This window comes from Amycolatopsis sp. cg9 (assembly GCF_041346945.1).
GTDB lineage: Bacteria > Actinomycetota > Actinomycetes > Mycobacteriales > Pseudonocardiaceae > Amycolatopsis.
Genome location: NZ_CP166850.1, coordinates 8,560,402 through 8,584,038, shown reverse-complemented (window position 1 = coordinate 8,584,038; position 23,637 = coordinate 8,560,402). Strand labels below are relative to the sequence as shown.

The window sequence follows — 23,637 nt, the reverse complement described above, 5'->3', positions numbered from 1 at the left end:
GGGAGCACGCGTGTCCGAGACCGAGTGGGCCTACGACGGGAAGCGGTACCGGATGCACCGCTTCCCCGCCGACGTGCGGGCCCGGATGAAACCCCTCAACCGCAGTGACAACTGGCACGCCGGGCTGGCCTGGCTCGAGGACGCCGCCTGGATCGCGGCCTGCGTCTGGCTCTGCGTGGCCGTTTCGTGGTGGTGCTACCCGCTCGCCGTGCTGATCATCGGGGCACGGCAGCGGGGGCTGTCCACGATCCTGCACGATTGCGCGCACGGCGTCGGCGCCGCCGACCACCGGGTGCGGATGCTGCTCGGCACCGTGCTCACCGCGTACCCGATCTTCCAGCAGCACTACGCGTACAAGGTTTCGCACGTGTTCACCCACCACCCGCGGCTCGGCGACCCGGACCGCGACCCGGACCTGCGGTTCTTCATCGAGCAGGGCGCCTACCGGGCCGCCTCGCCGCGGACCTACGTGCGCCGCGTGGTGCTGGTCCCGCTGCTCGGCTCGCAGACCTGGGCCTACCTGCGGTACCTGGTCCGCAACCGCTACCGGGTGCTGCGCGAAGGCCGCACGGCGGAGGTGCCCCAGGTCCAGCGCCGCAAGCGGGTGCTCGACCGGGCCGGGTTCTGGGGGTTCTGGGCGCTCGTTGCGGGGGTGTGCTGGGCACAGGGCTGGACGGGCGAGCTGCTGCTGTTCTGGTTCGTGCCCTACCTGACGAGCTTCCAGATCCTGGGCTGGTACATCGAACTCTCCGAGCACACCCCGCTCGTCCGGGACGCCCGCGTCGACCTGCACATGACGCGCAACCGCAAGAGCCGCGGCTGGGAGAAGTTCCTCACCGGCATCCACAACGACAACTACCACCTGGAACACCACCTCGATCCGCGCACGCCGTTCTGGAACCTCGGCAAGGCGAGGCGGGTGCGGCTGGCCGATCCGGAGTACGCCGCGGTCGACGCCGTGCTGGGCGGGCTGTTCACCCGGGGACCGCAGGGGCAGCCCAGCGCCGTCAGCGCGATCGTCACGTCCATGTCCGAACCGAGGGAGCTGTCCCATGCCGGTCACTGAACGCCCCGCCAGCGCACCGAAGGACTTCCGGCGGCCCGAGTCCGCCGTGATGCACGCGGGTGCGGAGCTGCGCGCCGGCCCGACCGCGCCGGTGATCACGCCGATCTTCCAGACCGCGGCCTACGAGCTGCCCGGCACCGGCGCCGCCGCGGGCATCTTCGACCTGAGCGAGGACGGGCACGCCTACACCCGGCTCAACAACCCCACCTGCGACGTGCTCGAAGCGCGGATCGCCGCCGTCGACGGCGCCCCGGCCGCGCTGGCCGTCTCCACCGGCCAGGCCGCGACCACGGTCGCCCTGCTCAACCTGTGCCGGGCCGGGGACAACATCGTCAGCTCCGACGAGCTCTACGGCGGCACGTGGAACCTGCTGGCCAACACCTTCGCCCGGTTCGGCGTCGAAACCCGGTTCGTCAGCCCGGAAGACCCGAAGAACTTCGCCGCCGCCACGGACGAGCGCACCCGCGCCTACTTCGGCGAAACCCTGCCCAACCCGAAGCTGCGCATCTTCCCGATCGAGGACGTCGCCGGGCTCGCCGAACAGGCGGAAGTGCCGCTGGTGCTGGACAACACGCTGCTCCCGATGGTCTGCAACCCGCTGGACTTCGGCGCGAACATCCTGGTGTATTCGGCCACGAAGTACATCGGTGGGCACGGCAGCGCACTGGGCGGGCTGATCGTGGACGGCGGCACCTTCGACTGGACGCGCCACGCCGCCCGGCACCCGTTGCTGACCGAACCGGACCCCGCGCACGGCGGCGCGGTGTGGACCGAGACCGGCGCCGGGCTCGACAGCGCGCTGGGCCGCAGCCCCTACCTGCTCAAGGCGCGGGAAACGCTGCTGCGCGACCTCGGGGCGTGCCTGAGCCCGTTCAACGCCTTCCTGCTCATCCAGGGCATCGAGACGCTCCCGCTGCGGATGCGCGCGCACGGCGAGAACGCGGCCACGGTCGCGCGGTTCCTCGACGCGCACCCCGCGGTGTCCTCGGTCAGCCACCCGGCCCTGGCCGGCGGCGAGCAGCAGGAGCTGCTGCGGCGCTACCTCGGCGGCAACGGCGGCCCGCTGGTGCAGTTCGAGCTGGCCGGCGGGCAGGAGGCGGGCAGCCGGTTCATCGAAGCCCTGCGGCTGTTCGCGCACGTGACCAACATCGGTGACGTCCGCTCGATGGCCACGCACCCGGCGTCCACCACCCACGCCCAGCTGCCGGTGGCCGACCAGCTCGCGGCGGGCGTCACGCCGGGCTCGATCCGGCTGTCGCTGGGCTTGGAACACCCGGACGACCTGCTCGAAGACCTCACCCGCGCGCTGGAGCGGGCCCGGTGAGCGCCCGGCCGCTGGTCGCGCTCGCCGCGTCGGCCGAACCGATCGGCGTGGTGCCGCACCTCGCGGTGCGCGAGGTCTACGTCCGGGCGCTGGAACGGGTTTCCGGCTGCGCGGTGGCCGTCGTCGGCGGTCCCGCCCCGGACCTGGCGGAGCTGCTCGGCCGGTTCGACGGCGTCGTCTTCGGCGGGCACGAGACCGACGTCCAGCCCGCCCGCTACGGCGGTCCGCCCCGGGACGGGCCCGTCGATCCGGCCCGCGACGAACTCGCGCTGCGGGTGCTGCCCGCCGCGGTGCGGGCGGGCGTGCCGGTGCTGGGGATCTGCCGCGGGCTGCAGGAGCTGAACGTCGCCTTGGGCGGCACGTTGCGCGATCTGCCCGACGACCGTCATCGCGAGGACCTTTCCCAGCCCAGGGACCGGCAGTACCTGCCCGCGCACGAGGTCGACCTCCCCGCCGGCGGCATGTTGCGGCAGCTGCTGGGCTATGCGCGCGTGTCGGTCAATTCGCTGCACCACCAGGCCATCGACCGGATCGCGCCGGACCTGCGGGTGGAGGCGGTGGCCGCGGACGGCGTGGTCGAGGCCGCTTCGGCGGGCGACGGGTTTTGCCTTGCGGTGCAATGGCATCCGGAGTGGTACGCCGAGACGGACCCGGTTTCCACCGCGATCTTCCACGAATTCGGCGTCGCGGCCCGGCTCGCGGCCGTTCGTCAGGGCGATCCCTTGCTCCGCCCCATGTCCAGCATCGGCATGAACAGCTGGGCGAGCGGTCCGATCGCGCAGGCGTAGAGGACGGTCCCGATGCCCACGGTGGCCCCGAGCAGGAACCCGATCACCAGCACCGCGATCTCGATGCCCCAGCGCACCGCCCAGATCGGGTACCCGCGCCGCGCGAGCCCGGTCATCAGCCCGTCCCGCGGGCCCGGCCCGGCCTGGGCGCCGATGTAGCAGCCGGTGGCGAACCCGTTGAGCACGATGCCCGCGACCAGCACGGCCCAGCGCACCCACAGCTGCCCGAACGGCGGCAGCACCGCCAGCGCGAGGTCCATCGAGGTGCCGACGAGCAGCACGTTGCAGAGCGTGCCCAGCCCGGGCTTCTGCCGCAGCGGGATCCACAGCAGCAGGACGGCGGCACCGATCAGGTTGGTCCAGACCCCGATGCTCAGCCCGGCGGTGCGGGTCAGCCCCTGCGCGAGCGCGTCCCACGGCTCCACCCCCAGCCCGGCGGCGACGACCATCGCGTCGCTGACCCCGTAGAGCACGAGCCCGGAGAGGAGCTGGGACACCCGGCGGAGGGGCCGGCCCGGTGGCACCAACGGCGACTGCACCAGTTCGGCCACCCGCACGCGTGCTCCCTCCGTCCGCCGCCTGTCCCGACCTCGCCCCGCGGTCCGTGAACCGGCCGAGGGCGACGGTTTTCCATCGTCGCACCCTCCCCGCCGGGCTGCGCGTCAGGTGCTCGCGGGACCCGCCGGCCGGGCTCGGAGGCCGTCGAGGAGGACGAGGGTCAGGTAATCGTCGGGGCGGGCGCCCGGGCGGCAGACGATCGTGCTCAGCAGGCGCTGGACCTCCGGCACCGGCACGTCCGCGCGCAGCGTGCCTTCCCGCTGCGCGCGCACGACGACGTCGGCCAGCAGCGAGTCGACGGTGTGCTCCAGCTCCGCCTGCGTCTCGTCCTCGGGCAGCAGCTCGGCCAGGGACTTCGCGAGGGCCAGCGGGAGCGTCGCGCAGTGGCCGATGATCGCCAGGAGCTCCGCCCACGCCGAGTCGGCGCGGATGGCGCGGGTGAAGTCCGCGAGGTCGCGCAGGGCGCCGATGCCGATGTCCAGTGCGAGGGACCGCCGGTCGGGGAAGTGGCGGTACAGCGTGCCGACGCCGAGGCCGGCCGCGTCGGCGATCTCGCACATCGGGACGTCCGGGCCGCGTTCGGCGAACAGGCGCACCGCGTGCTCGACGATCCGCTCGCGGTTGCGCACCGCGTCCGCTCGCATGGCCGGCCTCCTCCCGAAACGGAATGTCGGATTCATCTTATGCTACGTTCGCGGCAGAAGGTGAATCTGACATTCCGGTTGGAGGCGGCATGCGGATCGGGCTCTACGCGACCGGCTCGGCGGGACTCGACGAGATCGTCGAGGACGTCGCGGCGGCGGAAGAACTGGGGCTGGCCAGCGCTTTTCTCCCGCAGCTGACGGCGTGGGACGCGCTCACCGTCGCCGCGGTCGCCGGGCAGCGGGTGCCGCGGATCGGGCTGGGAACCGCTGTCGTGCGGACCCACGCCCAGCACCCGCTCGCGCTGGCCGGCCAGGCGCTCACCGCGCAGGCGGCCACCGGTGGGCGGCTGACCCTGGGCATCGGGCCCAGCCACCGCGAAATCATCGAAGGCGGTTACGGGCTGTCCTACGACCGGCCCGCGCGGCACGTCCGCGAATACCTGCAGGCCCTGCGCCCCTTGCTGCGCGGGGAAACCGTCGGCTTCCGCGGCGAAACGCTCACGGCGGCCGGGACGGTCGACGTGCCGGGTGCCGAACCGCCGGACGTGCTGGTGGCCGCGCTCGGGCCGGTGCTGCTCGGCATCGCCGGCGAGCTGGCCGACGGGACGGTGACGGTGTGGGCGGGGCCGGAGCTGCTGGCCGAGCACGTGGTCCCGAAGATCACCGACGCGGCGAACCGGGCCGGGCGGCCGGCGCCGCGCGTGGTCGCCTCGGCGATGCTGTCGGTGACGTCGTCGCCGGAGCGCGTGCGGGACGACATCCGCGGCCGGTTCGGGGCGGCGGGGGAGTTCGCGAGCTACCGGCGGCTGCTGCGACAGCAGGGGAAGGCCGGGCTCGAAGACACCGTGACGGCCGGCGACGAGGACCTCGTCGCCGCGACGGTCCGCCGGTTCGCCACGGCGGGGGTGACCGAGCTGCTGGTCAGCCCGGTCGGCACCGGCGAGGAGCGGGCGCGCACCTTGGCGTTCGTCGCGAGCCTGCACTGAGCCGTCACGCGGCGAGCCGGCGGAAGCGGCTGCCGTGGAACACCAGTGGCGGGGTTTCCGCCGTGTGCAGGCCGTGGATCCGCAGCAGGGCGATCAGGTGGTCGCCGGCGGGGACCTCTTCCGCCAGCGAACACTCCAGCCACGCGCTCGAGCCGGTGATGAACACGCTGCCGTCCGCGCCGGCCTGCCACGAGACGCCGTGGAAGCGGTCGCCCTGCCGGGCGGAGAGCCGGCGGCAGGCGTCGTCCTGCCCCTCGGCCAGGACGCTCAGGCCGAGCCGCCGGTCGCGCAGCCGCGGCCAGGTGGCCGACGTGCGCTGGATGCACAGCGACACGAGCGGCGGGGCCAGTGAAACCGACGTGAAGGAGCTGGCGGCCATTCCGTGCGGGACGCCGTCGATCAGCGCGCACACGGCGGTGACGCCGGACGGGAAGCAGCCGAACGCTTCGCGCAACCGGCTTTCGGACGTCACGGGCTGCAACGAGGTCATCGGGGTCCCTTCGGGATCGGTGGACGCAGGACTCGCACTTCCGGGACCGGCCCGTCGAACCGTTCGACGTCGACTGCCGCGTGCTGGCCGGCGCAGCCCTGCGAAAGCCGCGAAGACGGGATGTCCGCGGTGAGGACGTTGGGGTTGCCGTGCGCGCACAACGGCCCGGTGGGGTGGTCCTCGACCGGGTCGAACCAGGCACCGGTCGGGAGCTGGACGACGCCGGGCCGGAGCGCGTCGTCCAGCACCGCGCCCGCCAGGCACGCGCCCCGGTCGTTGAACACCCGGACCACGTCGCCCGGCGCGATGCCGCGCGCCGCCGCGTCGGCGGGGTTGAGCCGGATCGCCTCGCGGCCGGCCACCTTGCCGGCCAGGCTGGTGTCGCCGGCGTCGAGCTGGCTGTGCAGGCGGGTGTGCGGCTGGTTCGCGATCAGCCACAGCGGCCCGGTTTCGGCGGGCGGCAGCCAGACCGGGTGGCCGGGGCAGTCCGGGTAGCCGAAGCCCGCGACGGTCGCCGAAGTGATCTCGATGCGGCCGCTCGGGGTGCGCAGCGGGTGGGCGTCCGGGTCCGCGCGGAAGTCCGCGAACAGGGTGTGGTGCTCGCGGCCGGGCGGCAGCCGCAGCTCGCCCGCGGCCCAGAACTCTTCGAACGACGGTTCGTCGCGCCAGCCGTCGTACAGGTGCGCCAGCCACTGCCGGGCGGTGCGGCCCTCGGTGAACTCCGCTTCGACCCCGAGCCGGGCGGCCAGCGCGGCGAAGATCGTGTAGTCGTCCCGCGCTTCCCCGGCGGGCGCGGCGATCCGGTGCATGGCGATCACGTGCGTGTCCCGGCGGCCGGAACCGATGTCCTCGCGCTCCAGCGCGGTCGTGGCGGGCAGCACGATGTCGGCGTGCCGCGCGGTGGCCGTCCAATGGGGTTCGTGCACGACCACGGTGTCCGGGCGGGCGAAGGCGCGGCGCAGCCGGTTGAGGTCCTGGTGGTGGTGGAACGGGTTGCCGCCCGCCCAGTGCACCAGCCGGATGTCCGGGTAGCGCCGGGTCTCGCCGTTGTAGTCGTACGGCTCGCCCGGGTGCAGCAGCAGGTCGGCGATCCGCGCGACCGGGATGAACTCGGCGACCGGGTTGACGCCCTGGGGGAGCGCGGGTATGCGCAGCTCGGGACCGGTGTCGCCGACGTCGCCCATCGAGCCGTAGCCGTGGCCAAACCCGCCGCCGGGCAAGCCGATCTGCCCGAGCAGCGCGGCCAGCGCGATGCCCGCCCACACCGGCTGCTCGCCGTGTTCGGCGCGCTGCAGCGACCACGTGACGGTGATCAGCGTCCGGTGCGCGGCCATCTCCCTGGCTAGCGCGACGATGTCCGCGGCCGGGATGCCGGTGATCCCGGCCGCCCAGTCCGGGTCCTTGTCGCGCAGGTAACGCTCGAACTCCGCGTAACCGACGCAGTAGCGTTCGAGGAAGTCCGTGGCGTACAAGTCTTCCACGACGAGCGTGTGCGCGAGCGCCAGCATCAGCGCGGTGTCGGTGGCGGGCCGGATCGGGTACCAGCGCGCGTCCACTGTGGACGGTACGTCGTCGCGCAGCGGGCTGACGAGTGCGACGCGGCCGCCGAACCGCGCGAGGTGGCCGGGGGTGCCGTGGACGGTGACCCCGCCGGGCGTGACGAAGACGTTCTTCTCCGGCACCCCGCCGAACGCGACGATCAGTTCGGTGTGCTCGGCGATCGTCGGCCAGGTCGAGGCCTGGCGCAGCACCGCGTGCGGGTCGCCGACGACGTGCGGCAGCAGCACCGACGACGTCCCGTTGCTGTAGGAGTTCCGCGCCGACGTGAAGCCGCCGATGGTGTTCAGGAAGCGGTGCAGCTGGCTTTGGGCGTGGTGGAACCGGCCGGCGCTGGCCCAGCCGTACGAGCCGCCGAAGATCGCCTGGTTGCCGTGCTCGGCCCGGACGCGGCCGAGTTCGGCGGCCAGCCGGTCGAGCACCTCGTCCCACGGCAGCTCGACGAACTCGTCACGCCCCCGGCGCTCGTCCGGCCCCGGCCCGCCCTCGAGCCAGCCGCGGCGGACCGCCGGCCGGGCCACCCGGGTGGGGTGGTCCAGCGCGGCGGCCAGGTTGCCCAGCAGGGGAGACGGCGCCGGGTCGGCGGGGTGCGGTTCGACGCGCAGCCTGCCGTCGGGGCCGACCTCGGCCGAGAAGGCGCCCCAGTGCGATGTGCTCGGCTTCATGCCCCGACGGTAACGGCGCCGGCCCGCTCGCGGACGATCTCGACCAGCTTGCCGTAGTCGCGGGCGTCGGCCAGCGGCGAGAAACCGCGGATCAGCAGGGTGCCGACGCCGAGCCGGACGTAGTCGAGCAGCGAGCCGGCGACCTGCTCGTAGCTGCCGACCAGCGCGGTCGAGTTGCCGGCCGCACCGGTCGTCTTCGCCACCGCCGTCCACAGCCGCTCGTCGACGACCTCGCCGGTCGCGGCGGCCTCCAGCAGCCGCTGCGACCCGACGGCGGCGCTGGAGTCACGGCGGCCCTTGAACTCGCCGACGCGGTCCTGCGTCAGCCGCAGGACCTCCCGCGCCCGCTCCCAGGCTTCGGCCTCGGTGGCGGCGGGGATCGGCCGCAGGCTGACGCTGAAGGCGATGTCCCGTCCCGCCGCGGCGGCCCGGACCCGGCCGATGCGCTCGGCGATCCCGGCCAGGGGCTCGCCCCAGAACGCGTAGACGTCGGCGTGCTTGCCACCCACCCGGATCGCGTCTTCGGACGCGCCGCCGAAGTACACCGGGATCCCGGCGGCCGGGCGGACGTCCGAGAGCGCGCCCCGGACCCGGTAGAACTCGCCTTCGTGGTCGAAGGGCTCGGCCGACGCCCAGGTCCGCCGCACCACCGACAGGAAGTCGTCGGTGCGGCGGTAGCGGGTGGGCTTGTCGGTGAAGTCGCCGTCGCGGGCCTGGTCGGCGTCGTCGCCGCCGGTGATCACGTGCAGCGCGAGCCGGCCGGGGTGGAACGCGTCGAGCGTGGCGAACTTGCGGGCCAGCTGGGTCGGCGCGACGAACCCGGGCCGGTGGGCCAGCAGCACGCCGAGCCGCTCGGTCGCGGCCAGCACCTGGCCGGCCAGCACGAACCCGTCCGGGCTGCTCGCGGACTGGGCGATCAGCACCCGGTCGAACCCGGCTTCTTCGTGCGTCCTGGCGACTTCGCGCAGGTAGCCGGGCTGGACGACCGGGCCGTCCGGGGCGACGATCTCGCTGGCCTGCCGGCCGGCGGCGTAACCGATGAATTCGAGCGTCACGGGGTCTCCTGTCCCAGGGCGCGGGCGGCGGCGAAGATGTCGCTCATCCGCCAGCTTTCGTTGGCGTGGGTGCGGCGCGCCCGGCCCCAGCCGGAGTCGCGCCGGTACTGCGCGGGCCAGTCGCTCGCCCGCACGGCGGCTTCGTCGGCGCTGACGGGGGTGCGGCAGTCGGGGTCGACGAACAGGGCGTCGACCGGGCAGTAGAGCTCGCAGAGGAAGCACGTCTGGCAGTCGCTCTGGCGCGCGATGACCGGCGGGCCGCCGCGGACGGCGTCGAAGACGTCGCTCGGGCACACCCGGACGCACTTGTCGCAGGCGATGCAGCGGTCGGCGAGGACGAGCTCGATCACGCGGCGGCCTCCTGCCCATCGGTCCGCCAGTGCATCCCCAGGGTCTCGCGGCGGTGCAGGGCGGCGGTCTTGACCCAGCGGCCCACGGCGACCAGTGACGCGGTTTCGCGCGCCGCCACGGCGTCCCGCCCGGTGCCGGTCAGGCCCGCTTCGACGGCCGTCCACAGGGAATCCAATGTGGACAGCGAACCGCGGAGGCCGGCTTCGTCGCGGAACATGTTCTTGTCGTAGGCGTTCAGCTCCTCCCGGACGACGTCGGTCACGGCGGTGGTGTCCACCGCGGCCACGGGCCCGCTCGGCCGGATCCCGGCCCGCCCGATCGGCCGCACCGGCGCCGCCGCGGCGGCAGCCGTGCGGGCGTACCGGACCGCCGCCCGCCCGGCCCACGTGCCCGACGAGACGGCCCACGCCGAGTTGGGCGACCCGCCACCGGAGATCGCGCCCACGACCGGGACCCGGCTCGCGACGTCGCCCGCCGCGAACAGCCCGGGTACGCCGGTGGCGCACTCGGTGCCGTCGACGACCAGCCCGCCGACCCCGCGGATCGTGCCTTCGCCGAGCAGCGTGACCTCGAACGGCTGGGTGTACGGGTCGATCCCGCGCCGGGTGAACGGCAGCAGGAAGTTCGGCTGCACCACGGGCATCTTCCGGCGCACCCACTCCGGTGCCCGGTCGAGCGTGGTGAACACCGGCCCGCGCAGCAGCGCCGCGCCGAGGACGCGGTTGCGGTCCGGCCCGGACGGCAGCTCGAGCTCGCGGCCGTCGGCGTCGGTGTAGGTGCCGAACAGGTACGTCATCGACCGCGCCATCGTCGAGAACGCCGGCGCGAGCGTGTAGTAGTTCGAGAACTCCATGCCGGACAGCCGCGCGCCGGCTTCGACGGCCATCAGGTGCCCGTCGCCGGTGTTGCCGCGGGAGCCGAGCAGGTGCGAGCGGAACGCCGTGCCGCCGGTGGCCAGCACGACCGCGCCCGCCCGGACCTGCCAGTCCCCGCCGGCTTGCCGCCGGACCCCGGCCGCGCCGCCCACCGACCCGTCCGGGCGCAGCAGCAGTTCGAGGGCCGGGTGGTGGTCGAGGATCCGGACGCCGGCCCGGTGGATCAGGCCCCGCATCGCGCGCAGGTACTCCGGCCCGCGCACGTTGTTCGTCCGGTCGGGTTCCCCGCCGCGCACGGGGAAGGGGTAGTACCGGTCCAAGGTGGGCAGCCGCTCCCACGTCGTGCGCAGCACCCGCAGCGCTCGCTCGGGATCGGCGAGCCCGCCCGCGTGCGCGTGCCGTTCGGCGACCGCCTGCTCGTGCCGCGAGGGCGGGACGAACCAGTGCGTGACCCCGGCGGTCGCCGTGACGCCGCTGGTGCCGCAGTAGCCCTTGTCCACGAGCACGACGTCCCCGCCGGCCTGGGCCGCGGCCAAGGCCGTCCAGGTCGCGGCGAGGCCGCCCCCGATGACCAGCACGTCGGCGTTCACCGGGACTCGGCCAGTTCGGCGACGCCGAGCTCGGCGAGCAGCCGGTGGCGCAGCTCGTCGAACGCGGGGTTGCGGCGGCTGCGTTCGCCGTCGAAGCCGACGCGGTGCTCGGCGGCCAGCCGGCCGGACCGCAGCGCGACCACGCGGTCGGCCAGCAGGATGGCCTCGTCGACGTCGTGGGTGACCAGCAGGACGGCCGGGCGGTGCACGTCCACCAGGTGCCGGACGAGGGCGTGCATCTTGATCCGGGTGAGCGCGTCGAGGGCGGCGAACGGCTCGTCGAGCAGCAGCAGCCGCGGTTCGCGGACCAGCGCCCTGGCGAGCGCGACGCGCTGGGCCTCGCCGCCGGACAGCGTGACCGGCCAGGCGTCGAGGTGCCCGGCCAGGCCGACCTCGGTCAGCGCCCGGGCCGCCGCCTCGCGGGCGCCTTCGCGGGGGAGGCCGACGGCGACGTTCTGCCACACCCGCCGCCACGGCAGCAGCCGGTGCTCCTGGAACACCACCATCCGCTCGGGCGGAGCGGCCAGCTCGCCGCCGTCGGCCGAGTCGAGCCCGGCGAGCAGGCGCAGCAAGGTCGTCTTGCCGCAGCCGCTTTCGCCGATGAGCGCGACGAACTCGCCGGGCGCGATGTCGAGGTCGAGTCCGGCCAGGACGGTCCGGTCACCGAAGCTCTTGGTCAGCGCGCGCACGCGCACGGCGGCGCTCACAGCTTGACCGCGTGGTCGGCGACGGTGATCGGGCCGCTGAGGATCTTGCGCTGGGTGAGCCAGTCGGCGCCGCGCTGGAGCTGCGCGATCCCGTCGTCGCCGATCAGCGCCAGTTTCGTCTGGACGTTCTTCGCGGCCATCTTGTCCAGCACCGCCTGCGGGTAGTGCGAAACGGCGTTGCCGATGTCCAGGGATTCCTTGTAGTGCTGGTTCTGCCACTCGTAGTCGGCCTGGAACGCGGCGATCACCTTGCGGACGGTGTCGGCGTTCTGCTCGGCGTAGTCGCGGCGGACGAGGTAGCTGGTGAAGTCGATCTGGAAGTCCAGCTCGTCGCCGTCGACGAAGATCGGCTTGGCGCCGTACTGGACCTCGGCGATCTCGCGGAAGCCCTGCCAGATGGCCCAGGCGTCGATCTTCCCGGCGCCGAAGGCCGCGGACGCCTCGGGTGGGTTGAGGTAGGTGATCTTGACGGACTCGCGGGGGACCCGGTACTTCTCCAGCGCGGCGACCAGCAGGAACTCGCCGAGGCCCGCCTTGTTGACCGCGACGGTCCGGCCGGCCAGGTCGGTGACCTTCTCGATGCCGGTGTGCGCGCCGGCGACGATCGCGGTGGTCCGCGGGGTGGACGCGGCCCAGGCGACGTAGACGAGGTCGGCGCCGGAGAGGATCGCCTGGTCGGCCGGGGTGGTGCTGCCGCCGAAGCTGAAGTCGGCGGTGCCGCCGACGACCGCCTGCAGCGTGGGGGCGTGGTTGGGGAACGGGCCCACCCACTCGACGGCGATGCCTTGCTCCTTGAGCGTTTTCTCCAGCACACCGCGGGCCTTCGGGACGGAGATCGTGCTGTAGGTCAGCCGGACCTTGCCCGGGGTGGCACCGCCGGCCGAGCCGGTGGCGCACGCGGCGAGCGGGGCGGCGAGGGCGGTGAGGCCGGCGGCGGTCAGGAACGTGCGGCGGGACAGTGTCATGGCGGGTCCTCAGGCGGTCAGGCGGGCGTAGGTGGGGTGCCAGCGCAGCAGGCGGCGTTCGAGCAGGCGGGTGACGAGGTCGCAGAGGATCCCGATCACGGCGTAGATGAGCACGACGAGCACGATCACGTCGGTCTGCAGGAACTCGCGGGCGTTGGTGGCCATGAACCCGAGTCCGGCGTCGGCGCCGAGCGTTTCGGCGATGACCAGGGCGAGCCAGGCCGCGGTGAGCGACAGCCGCAGCCCGCCGAGGATCGACGGGAGCGCGCCCGGCAGCACCACCCAGCGGATCCGCGCGCCGCGGCCGAGGCCGACGACGTCGGTCAGCTCCAGCAGCTTCGGGTCGATCTGCCGGATGCCGAGCACGGTGGTCAGGTACAGCGGGACGGCGGTGCCCAGCGCGATCAGGAAGATCTTCCCGGCCTCGCCGATCCCGAACCAGACGATGACCAGCGGCAGGATGGCCAGGAACGGCACCGCGCGCACCATCTGGATGCTGCGGTCGAGCAGCGCTTCGGCCACTTTGGACAGTCCGACCAGCAGCCCGGTCCCGAGGCCGAGGCTCGCGCCGATCGCGAACCCGGTCGCCGACCGCTGGAGGCTGGCCAGCAGGTTCGACACCAGTTCGCCGTCGGCCAGCAGGTCGCCCGCCTTGACCAGCACGCCGCTGGGTGCGGGCAGCACCTGCTGCGGCAGGATTCCCGTCCGGGCCAGCAGTTCCCACAGGACGAGCAGCGCGACCGGGGTCAGCCAGGACACCGCGCGGTGGGGGAAGCGGACTACCACGGGCCGGGCGACGGCGCGGGTCATCGGGGATCGAGCCCGGAGTCGATGTACTCGCTCAGGTTCTTCCCGCCGGGGAAGAGTCCTTGCCGGACCCAGGTGTCGTAGCTCTTCTGCAGCTGGGCGGCGAGCGCGGCGTCGACCGGGATCCGCTGGTAGGTCGTCTCGTCCGGGCGGACCTGGGCGGCGATGGCCAGGGGCTGGTGGGCGAAGTCGGCGTACCACTTGTCGAAGGCGTCGGGGTTGGCCTTCGACCAGGCGTAGCTCTTGTCGACGCGGCTCGCGAAGTCCTGGATGGCCGTGCGCTTGCGCGGGTCCGCCAGCGCTTTGTCGGTGGCGGACAGCACGTTGAGGCCGGAGTTGATGCCCGCGCCGTCGGACAGCACCCGCGCGCCGAGTTCACCGCGGGCACGGGCGGCGTAGACGCTCCAGGTGGCCCAGGCGTCGATGTTGCCGGTCGAGAAGGCGCCGTTCGCCTCGGCGGGGGCGAGGAAGTTCAGCGTGACGTCCTTGTCGGAGAGACCGGCCTGCTTCAGCGCGCCGATCACCAGGTAGTGCGCGACGCTGCCGCGGGTGGTGGGGGAGACCCGCTTGCCCTTGAGGTCGGCGACGGTGCGGACCGGGCTGTCCTTCGGCACCAGGAGGTAGGTGCCCTTGCCGCCGTTGCTCCACGCCGCGGCGACCTTGATCTTCGAGCCGCCGGCGATCGCCGTGACGGTCGGGGAATCGTTGGCGCCGCCGATGTCGATCGCGTCCGCGCGCAGGGCTTCGTGCAGGTTGACCGCGGCCGCGAACTGCGACCACTCGATCTTGTAGGGCAGGTTGCCGAGCAGTCCGGCGGCTTTCAGCCGGGACTGCGTGGCGCCGGTCTGGTCGCCGACGCGCAGCACGACCTCGCCGGACGCGTCCGAAGTGGACGATCCGCACGCCGTGAGCGCGGTGAGGCCGAGCAGAGCGGCCACGAGCAGGGCGAGCCGGGGTTTCGAGGGCATGCGGGAACTCCCCAATGCGGCGTCGGCCGCGGAGATTCTGGTTGCGGTGCCGGGCTGAATGGTCACCGGCGTGTGTCTATTTTCCCCCGCCGAAGGGGAGAGTCAACGGCCGCGGCCGGCTTCCCACGAACCGGGAAGAGATCCACTGTGGACCGTCGCGGCGCGCGCGGCGTCGAAGTACTCGCCCAGCGGACGCCAGCCGGGCACGACGAACCGGCCGCCCGGACCGGTGAAGGTCAACGTCGGCAACGCGTAGCGGACGTGGTGCTCGAGGTGCTTCGCCCGGCCGCTGTGGGGCCCGGGCGCGGTGATGTCGAGGACTTCCGGGCACGGGTTGCGCGTCTCGCGCCAGTCGTCGCGCACGGCCTGGCGGATTTCGTCGCTCGTCATGGCGGCGTGCAACGCGGCGAGGTCGAGACCGGGCACGTCCTCGACGGCGGCGAGCACGCGCTCGGTGTCGTCGGCGGGGGTGCCGAGCACGAACGTCGTCTCGCGCAGCCGGGTCAGGACGAGCTCGGCGACGGTTTCCCCTTGCGCTTCCGCGGCTTTCGCGGCCAGGGACGCCGGCCAGCTCGTCCTCGCCACCCAGGACAGGTGCGGTGCCTTCGGGGCGCCGGTGTGCTCGGTGACGCCGTCGATGAACTTCGCGTACCACGCGGCTTCGGCGGCGGGATCCGGCGCCGGGTCCTCGTCGTCGTCGAAGAGGATGCCGAACACCCGGCGCCACCGGGCACCGGTGAGTTCCGCCCGCAGGCGGCGGAACTTCGGCTCCGACCCCCACGCCCACGGGCAGGCGGGGTCGGTGTACTCGACGACTTCGAGGGCCGGGCGCACGGGTCAGTCCTCGGGCACGTCGACCGGGGACCACAGGCTCGGCAGGTTGACCACGATGCCCTCCTGGCTGCTACGGGCGATGATGACGACCGCTTCTTCGTCGGTCGGGTTCTCCTCGCGGTGCGGCACGTACGGCGGCACGAAGATGTAGTCGCCCGGCCCGGTTTCGATCCGGACCTCCTCGTCGCCGTCGGCGAAGACGAACACCGGGTGGCCGGACTTGACGTAGATCGCCGTCTCGGCCTCGCCGTGGTGGTGGTCGCCGGAGTTGGTCACCGGCGCCACGTGCGTCTCGCCCATCCACACCTTCGACGACCCGACGGTCTTGCCGGAGATCGCCTCCAGGCGCTTCATCCCGGTCGTCTGGTTCGTGTCCCCGGTCAGGTCGGCCCCGCGGATGTGCCGCAGCGGCTGGTGCCAGAGGTCGCTCATGGAAGTCCCTTCAGGTGGCGACGCGGGCCGCGGCCGCATCGGTGAGCAGGTCGGCGAGCGTCGTCGCGCGCAGGATCGCGTCGAGGCCGGCTTCGACGTCCGACCAGAACGGGGTCAGGCCGGCGGCGGTGCCGTGGTAGGCGAGCGTGGGCCGCGGTTCGCCGCGGACGGAGAGGAACTCGCCGTCGACCGCCACCACGGCGTCCCGCACGGTCACCTCGCCGGCCGGCTTGGCCAGCCAGTAGCCGCCCTCGCAGCCGCGCTGGCTGCGGACCAGCCCGGCCTGGCGCAGGTCGCGCATGACCGCCTTGATGAACCGGGCCGGGATGCCCTGGGTGGAAGCGACGGCTTCGCAGGTGATCGGCCGCGTGGTGTCCGCGGCGAGCTCCAGCAGCACCCTGATCGCGTAGTCCGCCCGGGCCGAGATGCGCATGCCCGTCATCATCCCCGGACCAGGACCGGGCCGCGCGTCCCGGCGCGCAGCCACTCCAGGAACTGGACGACCTCGGCGGCGACGCTGCGGTGGTCGACGTCGTTGAGCACGTCGTGCCGTCCGCCGCGGACCAGCACGAACTGCCCGGCCGGAAGCATCTCGGCGAAGGCCCGGGCGGCCTTCGGCGACGCGATCACGTCGGCCTCGCCGTGCAGCACGAGCACCGGGGTGAGCGGGAGCACCGCGGGGATGTCGGCGGGCTCTTCGTGCAGTGCGCCGCGGCGCAGGCGGTCGTCGGTGTCGAGCAGGGTGCGGTGCACCGGGCAAGCGGTCCGCGCGTCGAGCTCACCTGCCCAGGAGCGGTCCGGGGGAGCGTCGGCCGACAGCGGGAGGCCGGCCGCGACGACCGCGTGCACCGGCAGTTCCGCGGCGAGCGTGACCGCCCGGACGGCGCCGGTGTCGCTGCCGAGCAGGACGACCGGCACCGGGCCGCCGCGGAGCTCGGCCGCGACGTCGTCCGCCGAGGACACGGCGGCGACCCGGTAGCCGTCGGCGGCGAGCCGGGCGCCGAGCCGGCCGTAGAGGCCGGGGTGCTCGCCCCGGCCGGGCAGCAGCACGACCGTGCCGCGCACGGTCACGCCCTCGGCCGGGGTCCAGCGGGCCGGGGTGGCGCGCGTCATACGGCGGCCGCCGTCGCGGGCCGGCGCTCGCGGCGGGCCAGTTCGGAGCGCACCAGCGGCAGCAGGTGCCTGCCGTAGTCGATCGCGTCGTCGAGCGGGTCGTAGCCGCGGATCAGCAGGGTGGTGACGCCGATGTCGACGTAGTCCAGCAACGCCCGCGCGACGGTTTCGGGGGTGCCGACCAGCGCGGTGGAGTTGCCGGCGGCGCCGGTCGCCGTGGCCAGCGGTGTCCACAGTGCACGGTCGTGGCGGTCGGCCTTCGCCGCCGCGGCCAGCAGGCGCACGCTGCCGGCGTTCGTGGGCGGGCCGCCGTCCCGCCATTCGCGGGCCGCTTTCGCCGCGCCGGAAGCCGTGATCTTGTCGAGGATCCGCTCGGCCCGTTCCCAGGCCAGCTCCTCGGTCGGGGCGAGGATCGGCCGGAACGACACGCTGATCCCGGGCGGGGTGAGCCGTCCGGCCGCCTTCGCCGCCGCCCGGACGGACGCGATCTGCTCCGCCGTCTCCTTCAGCGGTTCGCCCCACAGCGCGAAGACGTCGGCGTGCTTGCCGCCGACCCGGTAGGCCGCTTCGGACGAACCGCCGAAGTACAGCGGGATGCGCGGGTTCTGCAGCGGCCGCACCTGCGGGGTGTAGTCGTCGAGCCGGTAGTGCTTGCCGTGGTGGGAAAACGCGGACCCGGACGTCCAGGCGCGCTTGAGGATCTCGAGGTACTCGCCGGTGCGCTCGTACCGCTCGTCCTTGGGCAGGTAGTCGCCGTCGCGGGCCTGCTCGACGTCGCTGCCGCCGGTGATGGTGTGCACCGCGACGCGCCCGCCGCTGAAGTGGTCGAGGGTGGCGAACGCGCGCGCCGCCAGCGTCGGGGCGACGAACCCGGGGCGGTGCGCGACGAGCACGCCGAGGCGCTCGGTGTGGGCGGCCGCGTAGGCGGCGACCTGCTGGCCCTCCGGCCAGCCCGCGCCGTAGCCGATGAGCACACGGTCGAACCCGCCGTCCTCGTGCGCCCGGGCGAACCGGCGGACGTAGGCCGGGTCCACGACCGGTCCTCTGGCCGGCCGGGTCTCGCTCGCGTCCTGGGTGCCGATCATGCCGACGAACTCGACGGGCATCTGCTTTCCTTTCGCCGCAAGACAAACGCAACGGTAGGGAACGGCATCCGCGGGCGCCCTGTCAATTGGGCAGCTCCAGGTGTCCAATTGGTGGACGTGGCTGGCTCCGGGCGATCCGCGCGGCTTATCGTCTCGCCGCACCCGACCCCCGGAGGAAGTCGTGACCACGAGCGTCGCCACCGTGCCGAAGCCCGACCTGGCCGCGTTGCCGTCGATCGTCGCCGGGCTGGCCGCGCGGGCCGGCGAGCACGACCGCGAAGCGACGTTCCCGCACGAGGGCGTCGAGCTGGTGCACGCGGCCGGGCTGCTGACGACGACGGTGCACCCGCGCTACGGCGGACCGGGCGCCGGGGTCCTCGACACCGCGCGGCTGCTGTCCGAGCTGGGCCGCGGCGACCCGTCGGTCGCGCTGGTGACCGCGATGACACTGTTCGTCCACGCCGGGCAGGGACTCGACGGCGCGTGGCCGGACGAGGTCTACCGGGAGGTGCTCGCGGAATCCGCCGCGCGGCCGGTGCTGATCAACGCGTTGCGCGTCGAACCGGAGCTCGGCTCACCCACCCGCGGCGGCCTGCCCGCGACCGTCGCGCGCCGGACCGCGGACGGCTGGTCCCTGTCCGGCCGCAAGATCTACTCGACCGGCTCGGTGGGCCTGCGCCGGCTGGTCGTCTGGGCCCGGACCGACGAGCCCGAGCCGCGCGTCGGCGGGTTCCTGGTCCGAGCCGACGCGCCGGGCATCACGATCGAGCCGACCTGGGACCACCTCGGCCTGCGGGCGAGCGCGAGCCACGACGTCGTGTTCGCCGACGTCCCCGTGGCGGCCGGCGCCACCGCCGGACTGTCCACACCGGACACCCAGCGGCCACCGTCGCTCACGTTCCCGCTGGCACTGCCCGCGCTCTACCTCGGCGTCGCCCGCAACGCGCTGGACTGGCTCACCGGGTTCCTCCGCGAGCGCGTCCCGAGCGGGCTGGGCAAGCCGCTGTCCACGTTGCCGCGGTTCCAGGCGGGCGCGGGCGAGATCGCCGCGCGGATCACCGGTGCGCAGGAAATCCTCTTCGGGCTGGCCCGCCGGGTGGACGAAGGAGACCCCGGCGCCGCCGCGCACGCGGGCGTCGCCAAGGTCCTCGCCACCCGCCTGCTCATCGAAGCGGTCGAGCAGGCCGTCGCGCTGGCGGGGAACCCGGGCCTGACCCACGGCAACCCGCTGCAGCGCCACTACCGGGACGTGCTGTGCAGCCGCGTCCACACCCCGCAGGACGACGCCGTGCTGACCGGGCTGGGGCGCTCGATCCTGGGGTGAGCCGGGCGCGGTTCCCGCCGAGTTGTGCCAGGCTGGCAGGGGACCACCGCCGAAAGGGGACCGATGCACCGGCTCACCGTGCTCTACCCGCCGCCCGCCGACGAAGCCCACTTCCGGGAGTACTACGTCGCCACCCACCTGCCGCTGGCGGCGAAGCTGCCCGGCCTCCTGCACTCGCAATACTCCTTCGACGTGGCTCCGCTCGCGGGCGAGCGCAAGTACTTCGCCGTCTTCCACGCCGACTTCGAGTCGGCCGAGGCCATGGCCGCCGCGCTCGGGTCCGAAGCGGGCAAGGCGGTGGCGGCCGACGTACCGAACTACGCCACGGGCGGGGTGGAGATGATCCACTACCCGCTCAGCGGCGACCGCTGATCGTGCTCGCGCCGGCGTAGCGCGCCTCGGCGCCCAGTTCCTCCTCGATGCGGATGAGCTGGTTGTACTTGGCGGTGCGGTCGGCGCGGGACAGCGAGCCGGTCTTGATCTGGCCGCAGTTGGTGGCGACGGCGAGGTCGGCGATCGTGGTGTCCTCGGTTTCGCCGGAGCGGTGGGACATGACCACGGAGTAGCCCGCCTTGTGCGCGGTCTCCACCGTGGTCAGCGTTTCGGTGAGGGTGCCGATCTGGTTGACCTTGACCAGGATCGAGTTCCCGATCCCGCGCTCGATGCCGTCGGCCAGCAGGTTCACGTTGGTGCAGAAGACGTCGTCGCCGACGAGCTGGACGCGGTCGCCGATGGTGTCGGTGAGCTGCTTCCAGCCGGCGTAGTCGTCCTGGGCCAGACCGTCCTCGATGGACACGATGGGGTAGCGGGCGGTCAGGTCGGCGAGGTAGGCGACGTGCTCCTCGACGCTGCGCTTGCGGCCTTCGCCGGTGTAGTCGTAGACCTCGCCGGTGTAGAACTCCGACGCGGCCGGGTCGAGCAGCAGGGCGATGTCCTCGCCCGGGGTGTAGCCGGACTGCTCGATCGCGCGCAGCACGAATTCGAGCGCTTCGTCGGCGGAGCTGAGGTCGGGCGCGAACCCGCCTTCGTCGCCGACGTTGGTGCTGTGCCCGGCGTCGTGGAGCGACTTGCGCAGCGTGTGGAACACCTCGGAGCCCATCCGCACGGCCTCGGCGAACGTCGGCGCGCCGACCGGGCCGATCATGAACTCCTGGAAGTCGATCGGGTTGTCCGCGTGCGCGCCGCCGTTGATGATGTTCATCATCGGCATCGGCAGCAGGTGGGCGAACACCCCGCCGGCGTACCGGTACAGCGGCAGCGAGCTGGCGGCCGCGGCCGCCTTGACCACGGCGAGCGACACGCCCAGCGTCGCGTTCGCGCCGAGGCGGGCCTTGTTCGCGGTGCCGTCCAGCGCGATCAGCGCGCGGTCGACCTCCGCCTGCGCCTCGGCGTCCAGGCCCACGACCGCCTCGGCGATCTCGGTGTTGACGGCGTCGACGGCCTTGCGCACGCCCTTGCCGTGGTACCGGGCCTTGTCCCCGTCGCGCAGCTCGACCGCTTCCCGGGTGCCGGTGGACGCGCCGGAGGGCACCGCGGCCCGGCCGAGCGAGCCGTCCGCCAGCTCGACGTCGACCTCGACGGTCGGGTTGCCGCGGCTGTCCAGAACTTCGCGGCCCTTGACCCGGACGATGGCAGTCATTGCGCTCCTCGGTGAGTTCGCCGAACGGGGCGGCGCAACGGTGAGCCGCGAGACAGGGGCGAGGCTAGCAGAAATCTCTGAATCGATCCCGAACTTTCCGGGAGCGGGCCCGGCGCACTGGCGGCGTTCGCCGTTCGGTTTAGAGTCGGACTCGCCCGCAGTCCCGAGCAGAGGAGTTCGCATGCAAGGAGTCGACCCCGCGGTGCCGCCCAGCGGCCCGGGCTGCGCGGACTGCGACGCCGCGGACCCGCAGGGCTGGTGGTTCCACCTCCGGCGGTGCGCGGCCTGCGGCCACATCGGCTGCTGCGACTCCTCACCCGGCCAGCACGCGAGCGCCCACGCGTCGGCGTCGGGGCACCGGATCGTGCGCAGCTTCGAGCCCGGTGAGGAGTGGTTCTGGGACTACGAAGAGGAGACGATGTACGAGTCCGGTCCGGCACTGGCCGCCCCGGAGCACCGCCCGCTCACGCAGGCCGCGCCCGGCCCGGCCGAACGGCTGCCCGAGGACTGGCCCCAGCACCTGCACCGCTGAACCGGGCGGGCGTCAGGTCAGGTCCAGGACTGCCCGGTAGCGGGCCCGGCCGGCGCGTACGACGTCGATCGCGGTGTTGATCTCCGCCACCGGGAAGGTCTCGACCTGCGGCCCGATGCCGTGGCGGGCGGCGAAGTCGAGCATCAGCCGGGTTTCGGCCGGGGAGGCAGGCACGCCGCCGGAGATCGTCTTTTCGGCGGGCAGGAGTCGCATCGGGTGCACGGCGATCGCCTCGGGCGGGACGCCGACCACGCTGAGCCGTCCTTGCGGCACGAGCAGGTCCAGGTAGTCGCCCCAGGGCAGGTTCGCGGACACCGTCGACAGGACGAAGTCGAACGATCCCGCCGCGGCCGCGAGCGCGCCTTCCTCGTTCGTGGCGATGAACGAGGTCGCGCCGAACCGGCGCGCGTCGTCCTCTTTGGACCGTGTGGTCGAAACGGCCGTGACGTCGCAGCCCCAGTGGGCCAGGAACTGCAGGGCCAGGTGCCCGAGCCCGCCGATGCCGACGACGGCCACCCGGTCGACGGGCCGGACGCCGTGGCGGATCAGCGGGGCGAAAACGGTTACGCCGGCGCACATCAGCGGCGCCGCCTGCGCCGACGGGATGGCGTCGGGAACGGGGTAGGCGGTGCGCCAGTCGGAGACGCGCAGCAGTTCGGTGAACGCCCCTCGGTCGCCGCGCAGGACGGTGTCGTCGCGCTCGGGGCAGAGGTTGTGGCGGCCGCTCAGGCAGAAGGCGCAGCGGAAGCAGGCGCCGGCGATCGCGCCGACGCCGACCCGGGTGCCGATCGGCAGCTGCCCGGTGTCGACGGCGGCGCCGACGGCTTCGACCACGCCGACGGCCTCGTGGCCCGCCACGCAGGGGAAGCGGGTGATGCCGTACTCGTCGTCGATCTGCCCGATGTCGCTGTGGCAGACGCCGCAGTGCGTCACGCGGACGTCGGCTTCCAGCGGTCCGAGGGGCCCGGGTGCGCGTTCGTAGGGTTCGAGGCGGCTGCCCGCGGAGTGCGCCGCGTAGGAGGTGACGGTCATGGTTGTCCCTTCCTGCCGGAGTCGCCACCGACCCTACAGTACGAAACGGTATCGTACTGTCTAACGGTTTGACGTGCACTTATCGTGGTAGCATCGGACGATGAGCGCTCGCCGTCCGCTGGACCCCACCCGTGACGCGCGGATCCTCGACGCGGTGCTGGAGCTGATCGCCGAGGCGGGGTACGTGTCGATGACGATCGACGCCGTCGCCGCCCGGTCGGGGACCTCGAAGGCCACGATCTACCGGCGGTGGCGCAACAAACGCGAAATCGCGATCGCCGCCATGACCCGCTACCACGCGAACCGGACGGCGTGGTCCGTCGACACCGGGACGTTCCGCGGCGACCTCGCCGCGCACGTGCACCGCTTCGCCGAGGTGCTCCGCGGTTTCGACGGCCGGCTCGCGGTCGGCCTGGTGCAGGCCCGCGCGGCCGACCCGGATCTGATCGACGAGCTCGAGACCCGGTTCTCCAGCGGCGCGCGGCTCCCGCAGGAGGTGGTCGACCGGGCCGTCGAGCGCGGTGAACTGCTCGCCCCGGTCGACGCCGGCCTCTTCGAGGAGGTGGTCGCGTCGGTGGTGTTCATGCGCTGGCTGTGGCGGCTGCCGCTGGAACCCGAGTTCCTCGACCACGTCGTCGACGACCTGGTCCTGCCCGTCCTCAGCCGCCGGCCGGGTTGTCGGCGTAGTTCACCGTGATGTTCTTGAAGCCCAGCGACTGCAGCAGTCCGGTCAGCATCACCTTCGTGTTCCGCTCCGCGTCGGCCACCAGCGTGCTCTTCGCGGCCGCGGCCTGGATCTGCTTCTGGGCGAGCTCGTACAGGGCCTGCTGCGAATTCGGGTTGCCGTTGAGGAACTCGTTGACGCGGGTGAACAAGCCCTGCTGCTGCGCGTAGACGTGGGACTCGTGCACGTCCAGCGTCGCCGGCTCCAGCTGGGCGTGCGCCAGGGTGATCGTGGCCGACAGGCGGTCGTCGGAAACCTGGACGGCGTCACCCTTCAGCCCGGAGAAGTCGACGTAGGCGTTGTCCGTGCCAACACCGATGAACATCGTGTCGCTGCCCACGAGGAAGCTGGGCAGCACCGAGCTGGTGGTGATGTCGACGACCACCTGGAACGACCCGCTGGCGGCCTCGTAGCGCGAGAGCTCGACGATCGACTGCAGCAGCACCGGACCGGAGTGCTCCTCGGTCTGCTGGGCGAACGGATTGCGCAACTGGGGTAACAGGTGAACCGCCGATCCGACGAGCGC

Annotated in this window: 27 protein-coding genes; 8 read left to right on the top strand and 19 right to left on the bottom strand. The window is 73.1% G+C overall.

The window, feature by feature from the left end:
• Positions 1-10: 10 nt before the first annotated feature.
• From AB5J73_RS39480 to AB5J73_RS39470, 3 genes are read left to right on the top strand one after another with little or no spacing between them, the layout of a single operon-like run.
• Positions 11-1,066, top strand: coding sequence for a fatty acid desaturase (locus AB5J73_RS39480; protein ID WP_370963979.1), 1,056 nt, complete (start codon positions 11-13; stop codon positions 1,064-1,066).
• Positions 1,053-2,390 (top strand): O-acetylhomoserine aminocarboxypropyltransferase/cysteine synthase family protein, encoded by a 1,338-nt coding sequence (locus AB5J73_RS39475; protein ID WP_370963978.1) that lies wholly within the window; start codon positions 1,053-1,055, stop codon positions 2,388-2,390. The genes AB5J73_RS39480 and AB5J73_RS39475 overlap by 14 nt, the downstream gene beginning before the upstream one ends.
• Complete coding sequence (locus AB5J73_RS39470; protein ID WP_370963976.1) at positions 2,387-3,178, top strand: gamma-glutamyl-gamma-aminobutyrate hydrolase family protein; 792 nt, start codon at positions 2,387-2,389, stop codon at positions 3,176-3,178. The genes AB5J73_RS39475 and AB5J73_RS39470 overlap by 4 nt, the downstream gene beginning before the upstream one ends.
• Here AB5J73_RS39470 and AB5J73_RS39465 read toward each other — a convergent pair.
• Together AB5J73_RS39465 and AB5J73_RS39460 are read right to left on the bottom strand one after the other, a co-directional pair.
• The gene (locus tag AB5J73_RS39465; protein ID WP_370973463.1) at positions 3,100-3,729 is read right to left on the bottom strand and encodes a YitT family protein; all 630 of its coding nucleotides are present in this window, start codon (positions 3,727-3,729) and stop codon (positions 3,100-3,102) included. The genes AB5J73_RS39470 and AB5J73_RS39465 overlap by 79 nt on opposite strands.
• A gap of 111 nt (positions 3,730-3,840) precedes the next feature.
• Complete coding sequence (locus AB5J73_RS39460) at positions 3,841-4,380, bottom strand: TetR/AcrR family transcriptional regulator (protein ID WP_370963975.1); 540 nt, start codon at positions 4,378-4,380, stop codon at positions 3,841-3,843.
• Positions 4,381-4,469: 89 nt separating this feature from the next.
• On the opposite strand from AB5J73_RS39460, the gene AB5J73_RS39455 reads away from it, so the two are divergent.
• Positions 4,470-5,366, top strand: coding sequence for a TIGR03564 family F420-dependent LLM class oxidoreductase (locus tag AB5J73_RS39455; protein WP_370963974.1), 897 nt, complete (start codon positions 4,470-4,472; stop codon positions 5,364-5,366).
• 4 nt (positions 5,367-5,370) lie between these two features.
• On the opposite strand, the gene AB5J73_RS39450 is transcribed toward AB5J73_RS39455, so the two are convergent.
• From AB5J73_RS39450 to AB5J73_RS39385, 14 genes are all read right to left on the bottom strand, one after another.
• Positions 5,371-5,856, bottom strand: a complete 486-nt coding sequence (locus AB5J73_RS39450; protein WP_370963973.1) for a flavin reductase family protein — start codon at positions 5,854-5,856, stop codon at positions 5,371-5,373.
• Positions 5,853-8,078: a molybdopterin-dependent oxidoreductase gene (locus tag AB5J73_RS39445; RefSeq protein WP_370963972.1), complete on the bottom strand. Its 2,226-nt coding sequence runs from the start codon at positions 8,076-8,078 to the stop codon at positions 5,853-5,855. Before AB5J73_RS39445 ends, AB5J73_RS39450 begins: the two co-directional genes overlap by 4 nt.
• Complete coding sequence (locus AB5J73_RS39440) at positions 8,075-9,133, bottom strand: LLM class flavin-dependent oxidoreductase (RefSeq protein ID WP_370963971.1); 1,059 nt, start codon at positions 9,131-9,133, stop codon at positions 8,075-8,077. Before AB5J73_RS39440 ends, AB5J73_RS39445 begins: the two co-directional genes overlap by 4 nt.
• On the bottom strand, positions 9,130-9,483 hold the full coding sequence (locus AB5J73_RS39435; protein ID WP_370963970.1) for a 4Fe-4S dicluster-binding protein: 354 nt from the start codon (positions 9,481-9,483) through the stop codon (positions 9,130-9,132). Before AB5J73_RS39435 ends, AB5J73_RS39440 begins: the two co-directional genes overlap by 4 nt.
• Positions 9,480-10,949 (bottom strand): FAD-dependent oxidoreductase, encoded by a 1,470-nt coding sequence (locus AB5J73_RS39430; protein ID WP_370963969.1) that lies wholly within the window; start codon positions 10,947-10,949, stop codon positions 9,480-9,482. The genes AB5J73_RS39435 and AB5J73_RS39430 overlap by 4 nt, the downstream gene beginning before the upstream one ends.
• Positions 10,946-11,656, bottom strand: a complete 711-nt coding sequence (locus AB5J73_RS39425) for an ABC transporter ATP-binding protein (RefSeq protein ID WP_370963968.1) — start codon at positions 11,654-11,656, stop codon at positions 10,946-10,948. Before AB5J73_RS39425 ends, AB5J73_RS39430 begins: the two co-directional genes overlap by 4 nt.
• The gene (locus AB5J73_RS39420; protein WP_370963967.1) at positions 11,653-12,621 is read right to left on the bottom strand and encodes an ABC transporter substrate-binding protein; all 969 of its coding nucleotides are present in this window, start codon (positions 12,619-12,621) and stop codon (positions 11,653-11,655) included. Before AB5J73_RS39420 ends, AB5J73_RS39425 begins: the two co-directional genes overlap by 4 nt.
• Positions 12,622-12,630: 9 nt before the next feature.
• Positions 12,631-13,431: an ABC transporter permease subunit gene (locus tag AB5J73_RS39415; RefSeq protein WP_370963966.1), complete on the bottom strand. Its 801-nt coding sequence runs from the start codon at positions 13,429-13,431 to the stop codon at positions 12,631-12,633.
• Complete coding sequence (locus AB5J73_RS39410; protein WP_370963965.1) at positions 13,428-14,396, bottom strand: ABC transporter substrate-binding protein; 969 nt, start codon at positions 14,394-14,396, stop codon at positions 13,428-13,430. Before AB5J73_RS39410 ends, AB5J73_RS39415 begins: the two co-directional genes overlap by 4 nt.
• A 102-nt stretch (positions 14,397-14,498) precedes the next feature.
• Positions 14,499-15,230, bottom strand: a complete 732-nt coding sequence (locus AB5J73_RS39405; protein WP_370963964.1) for a DsbA family protein — start codon at positions 15,228-15,230, stop codon at positions 14,499-14,501.
• Between the two features lie 3 nt (positions 15,231-15,233).
• Positions 15,234-15,662: a cupin domain-containing protein gene (locus AB5J73_RS39400; protein ID WP_125314235.1), complete on the bottom strand. Its 429-nt coding sequence runs from the start codon at positions 15,660-15,662 to the stop codon at positions 15,234-15,236.
• Between the two features lie 10 nt (positions 15,663-15,672).
• A complete protein-coding gene (locus AB5J73_RS39395; RefSeq protein WP_370963962.1) occupies positions 15,673-16,095 on the bottom strand; it encodes an Rrf2 family transcriptional regulator in 423 nt (140 codons plus the stop codon).
• A gap of 8 nt (positions 16,096-16,103) precedes the next feature.
• A complete protein-coding gene (locus AB5J73_RS39390; RefSeq protein WP_370963960.1) occupies positions 16,104-16,775 on the bottom strand; it encodes an alpha/beta hydrolase in 672 nt (223 codons plus the stop codon).
• Positions 16,772-17,881, bottom strand: coding sequence for an LLM class flavin-dependent oxidoreductase (locus AB5J73_RS39385; RefSeq protein WP_370963958.1), 1,110 nt, complete (start codon positions 17,879-17,881; stop codon positions 16,772-16,774). The genes AB5J73_RS39390 and AB5J73_RS39385 overlap by 4 nt, the downstream gene beginning before the upstream one ends.
• Positions 17,882-18,041: 160 nt before the next feature.
• Here AB5J73_RS39385 and AB5J73_RS39380 point away from each other — a divergent pair, with 160 nt between their 5' ends.
• Entirely contained in the window at positions 18,042-19,184 is a 1,143-nt protein-coding gene (locus tag AB5J73_RS39380; protein ID WP_370963956.1) for an acyl-CoA dehydrogenase family protein, read from the top strand.
• Between the two features lie 63 nt (positions 19,185-19,247).
• A complete protein-coding gene (locus tag AB5J73_RS39375) occupies positions 19,248-19,556 on the top strand; it encodes an EthD family reductase (RefSeq protein ID WP_370963954.1) in 309 nt (102 codons plus the stop codon).
• On the opposite strand, the gene eno is transcribed toward AB5J73_RS39375, so the two are convergent.
• Positions 19,540-20,823 (bottom strand): phosphopyruvate hydratase, encoded by a 1,284-nt coding sequence (gene eno, locus AB5J73_RS39370; protein ID WP_370963953.1) that lies wholly within the window; start codon positions 20,821-20,823, stop codon positions 19,540-19,542. The genes AB5J73_RS39375 and eno overlap by 17 nt on opposite strands.
• 181 nt (positions 20,824-21,004) lie before the next feature.
• Between eno and AB5J73_RS39365 the strand changes: the two genes are divergently transcribed.
• Complete coding sequence (locus AB5J73_RS39365) at positions 21,005-21,355, top strand: UBP-type zinc finger domain-containing protein (RefSeq protein WP_370963951.1); 351 nt, start codon at positions 21,005-21,007, stop codon at positions 21,353-21,355.
• A gap of 12 nt (positions 21,356-21,367) precedes the next feature.
• On the opposite strand, the gene AB5J73_RS39360 is transcribed toward AB5J73_RS39365, so the two are convergent.
• Complete coding sequence (locus tag AB5J73_RS39360) at positions 21,368-22,387, bottom strand: NAD(P)-dependent alcohol dehydrogenase (protein WP_370963949.1); 1,020 nt, start codon at positions 22,385-22,387, stop codon at positions 21,368-21,370.
• A gap of 100 nt (positions 22,388-22,487) precedes the next feature.
• On the opposite strand from AB5J73_RS39360, the gene AB5J73_RS39355 reads away from it, so the two are divergent.
• Positions 22,488-23,084 carry a TetR/AcrR family transcriptional regulator gene (locus AB5J73_RS39355; RefSeq protein ID WP_370963948.1) on the top strand — a complete coding sequence of 199 codons (597 nt, stop codon included), beginning with the start codon at positions 22,488-22,490 and terminating at the stop codon, positions 23,082-23,084.
• Here AB5J73_RS39355 and AB5J73_RS39350 read toward each other — a convergent pair.
• Positions 23,047-23,601 (bottom strand): DUF4230 domain-containing protein, encoded by a 555-nt coding sequence (locus AB5J73_RS39350; protein ID WP_370963947.1) that lies wholly within the window; start codon positions 23,599-23,601, stop codon positions 23,047-23,049. The genes AB5J73_RS39355 and AB5J73_RS39350 overlap by 38 nt on opposite strands.
• Positions 23,602-23,637 lie beyond the last annotated feature (36 nt).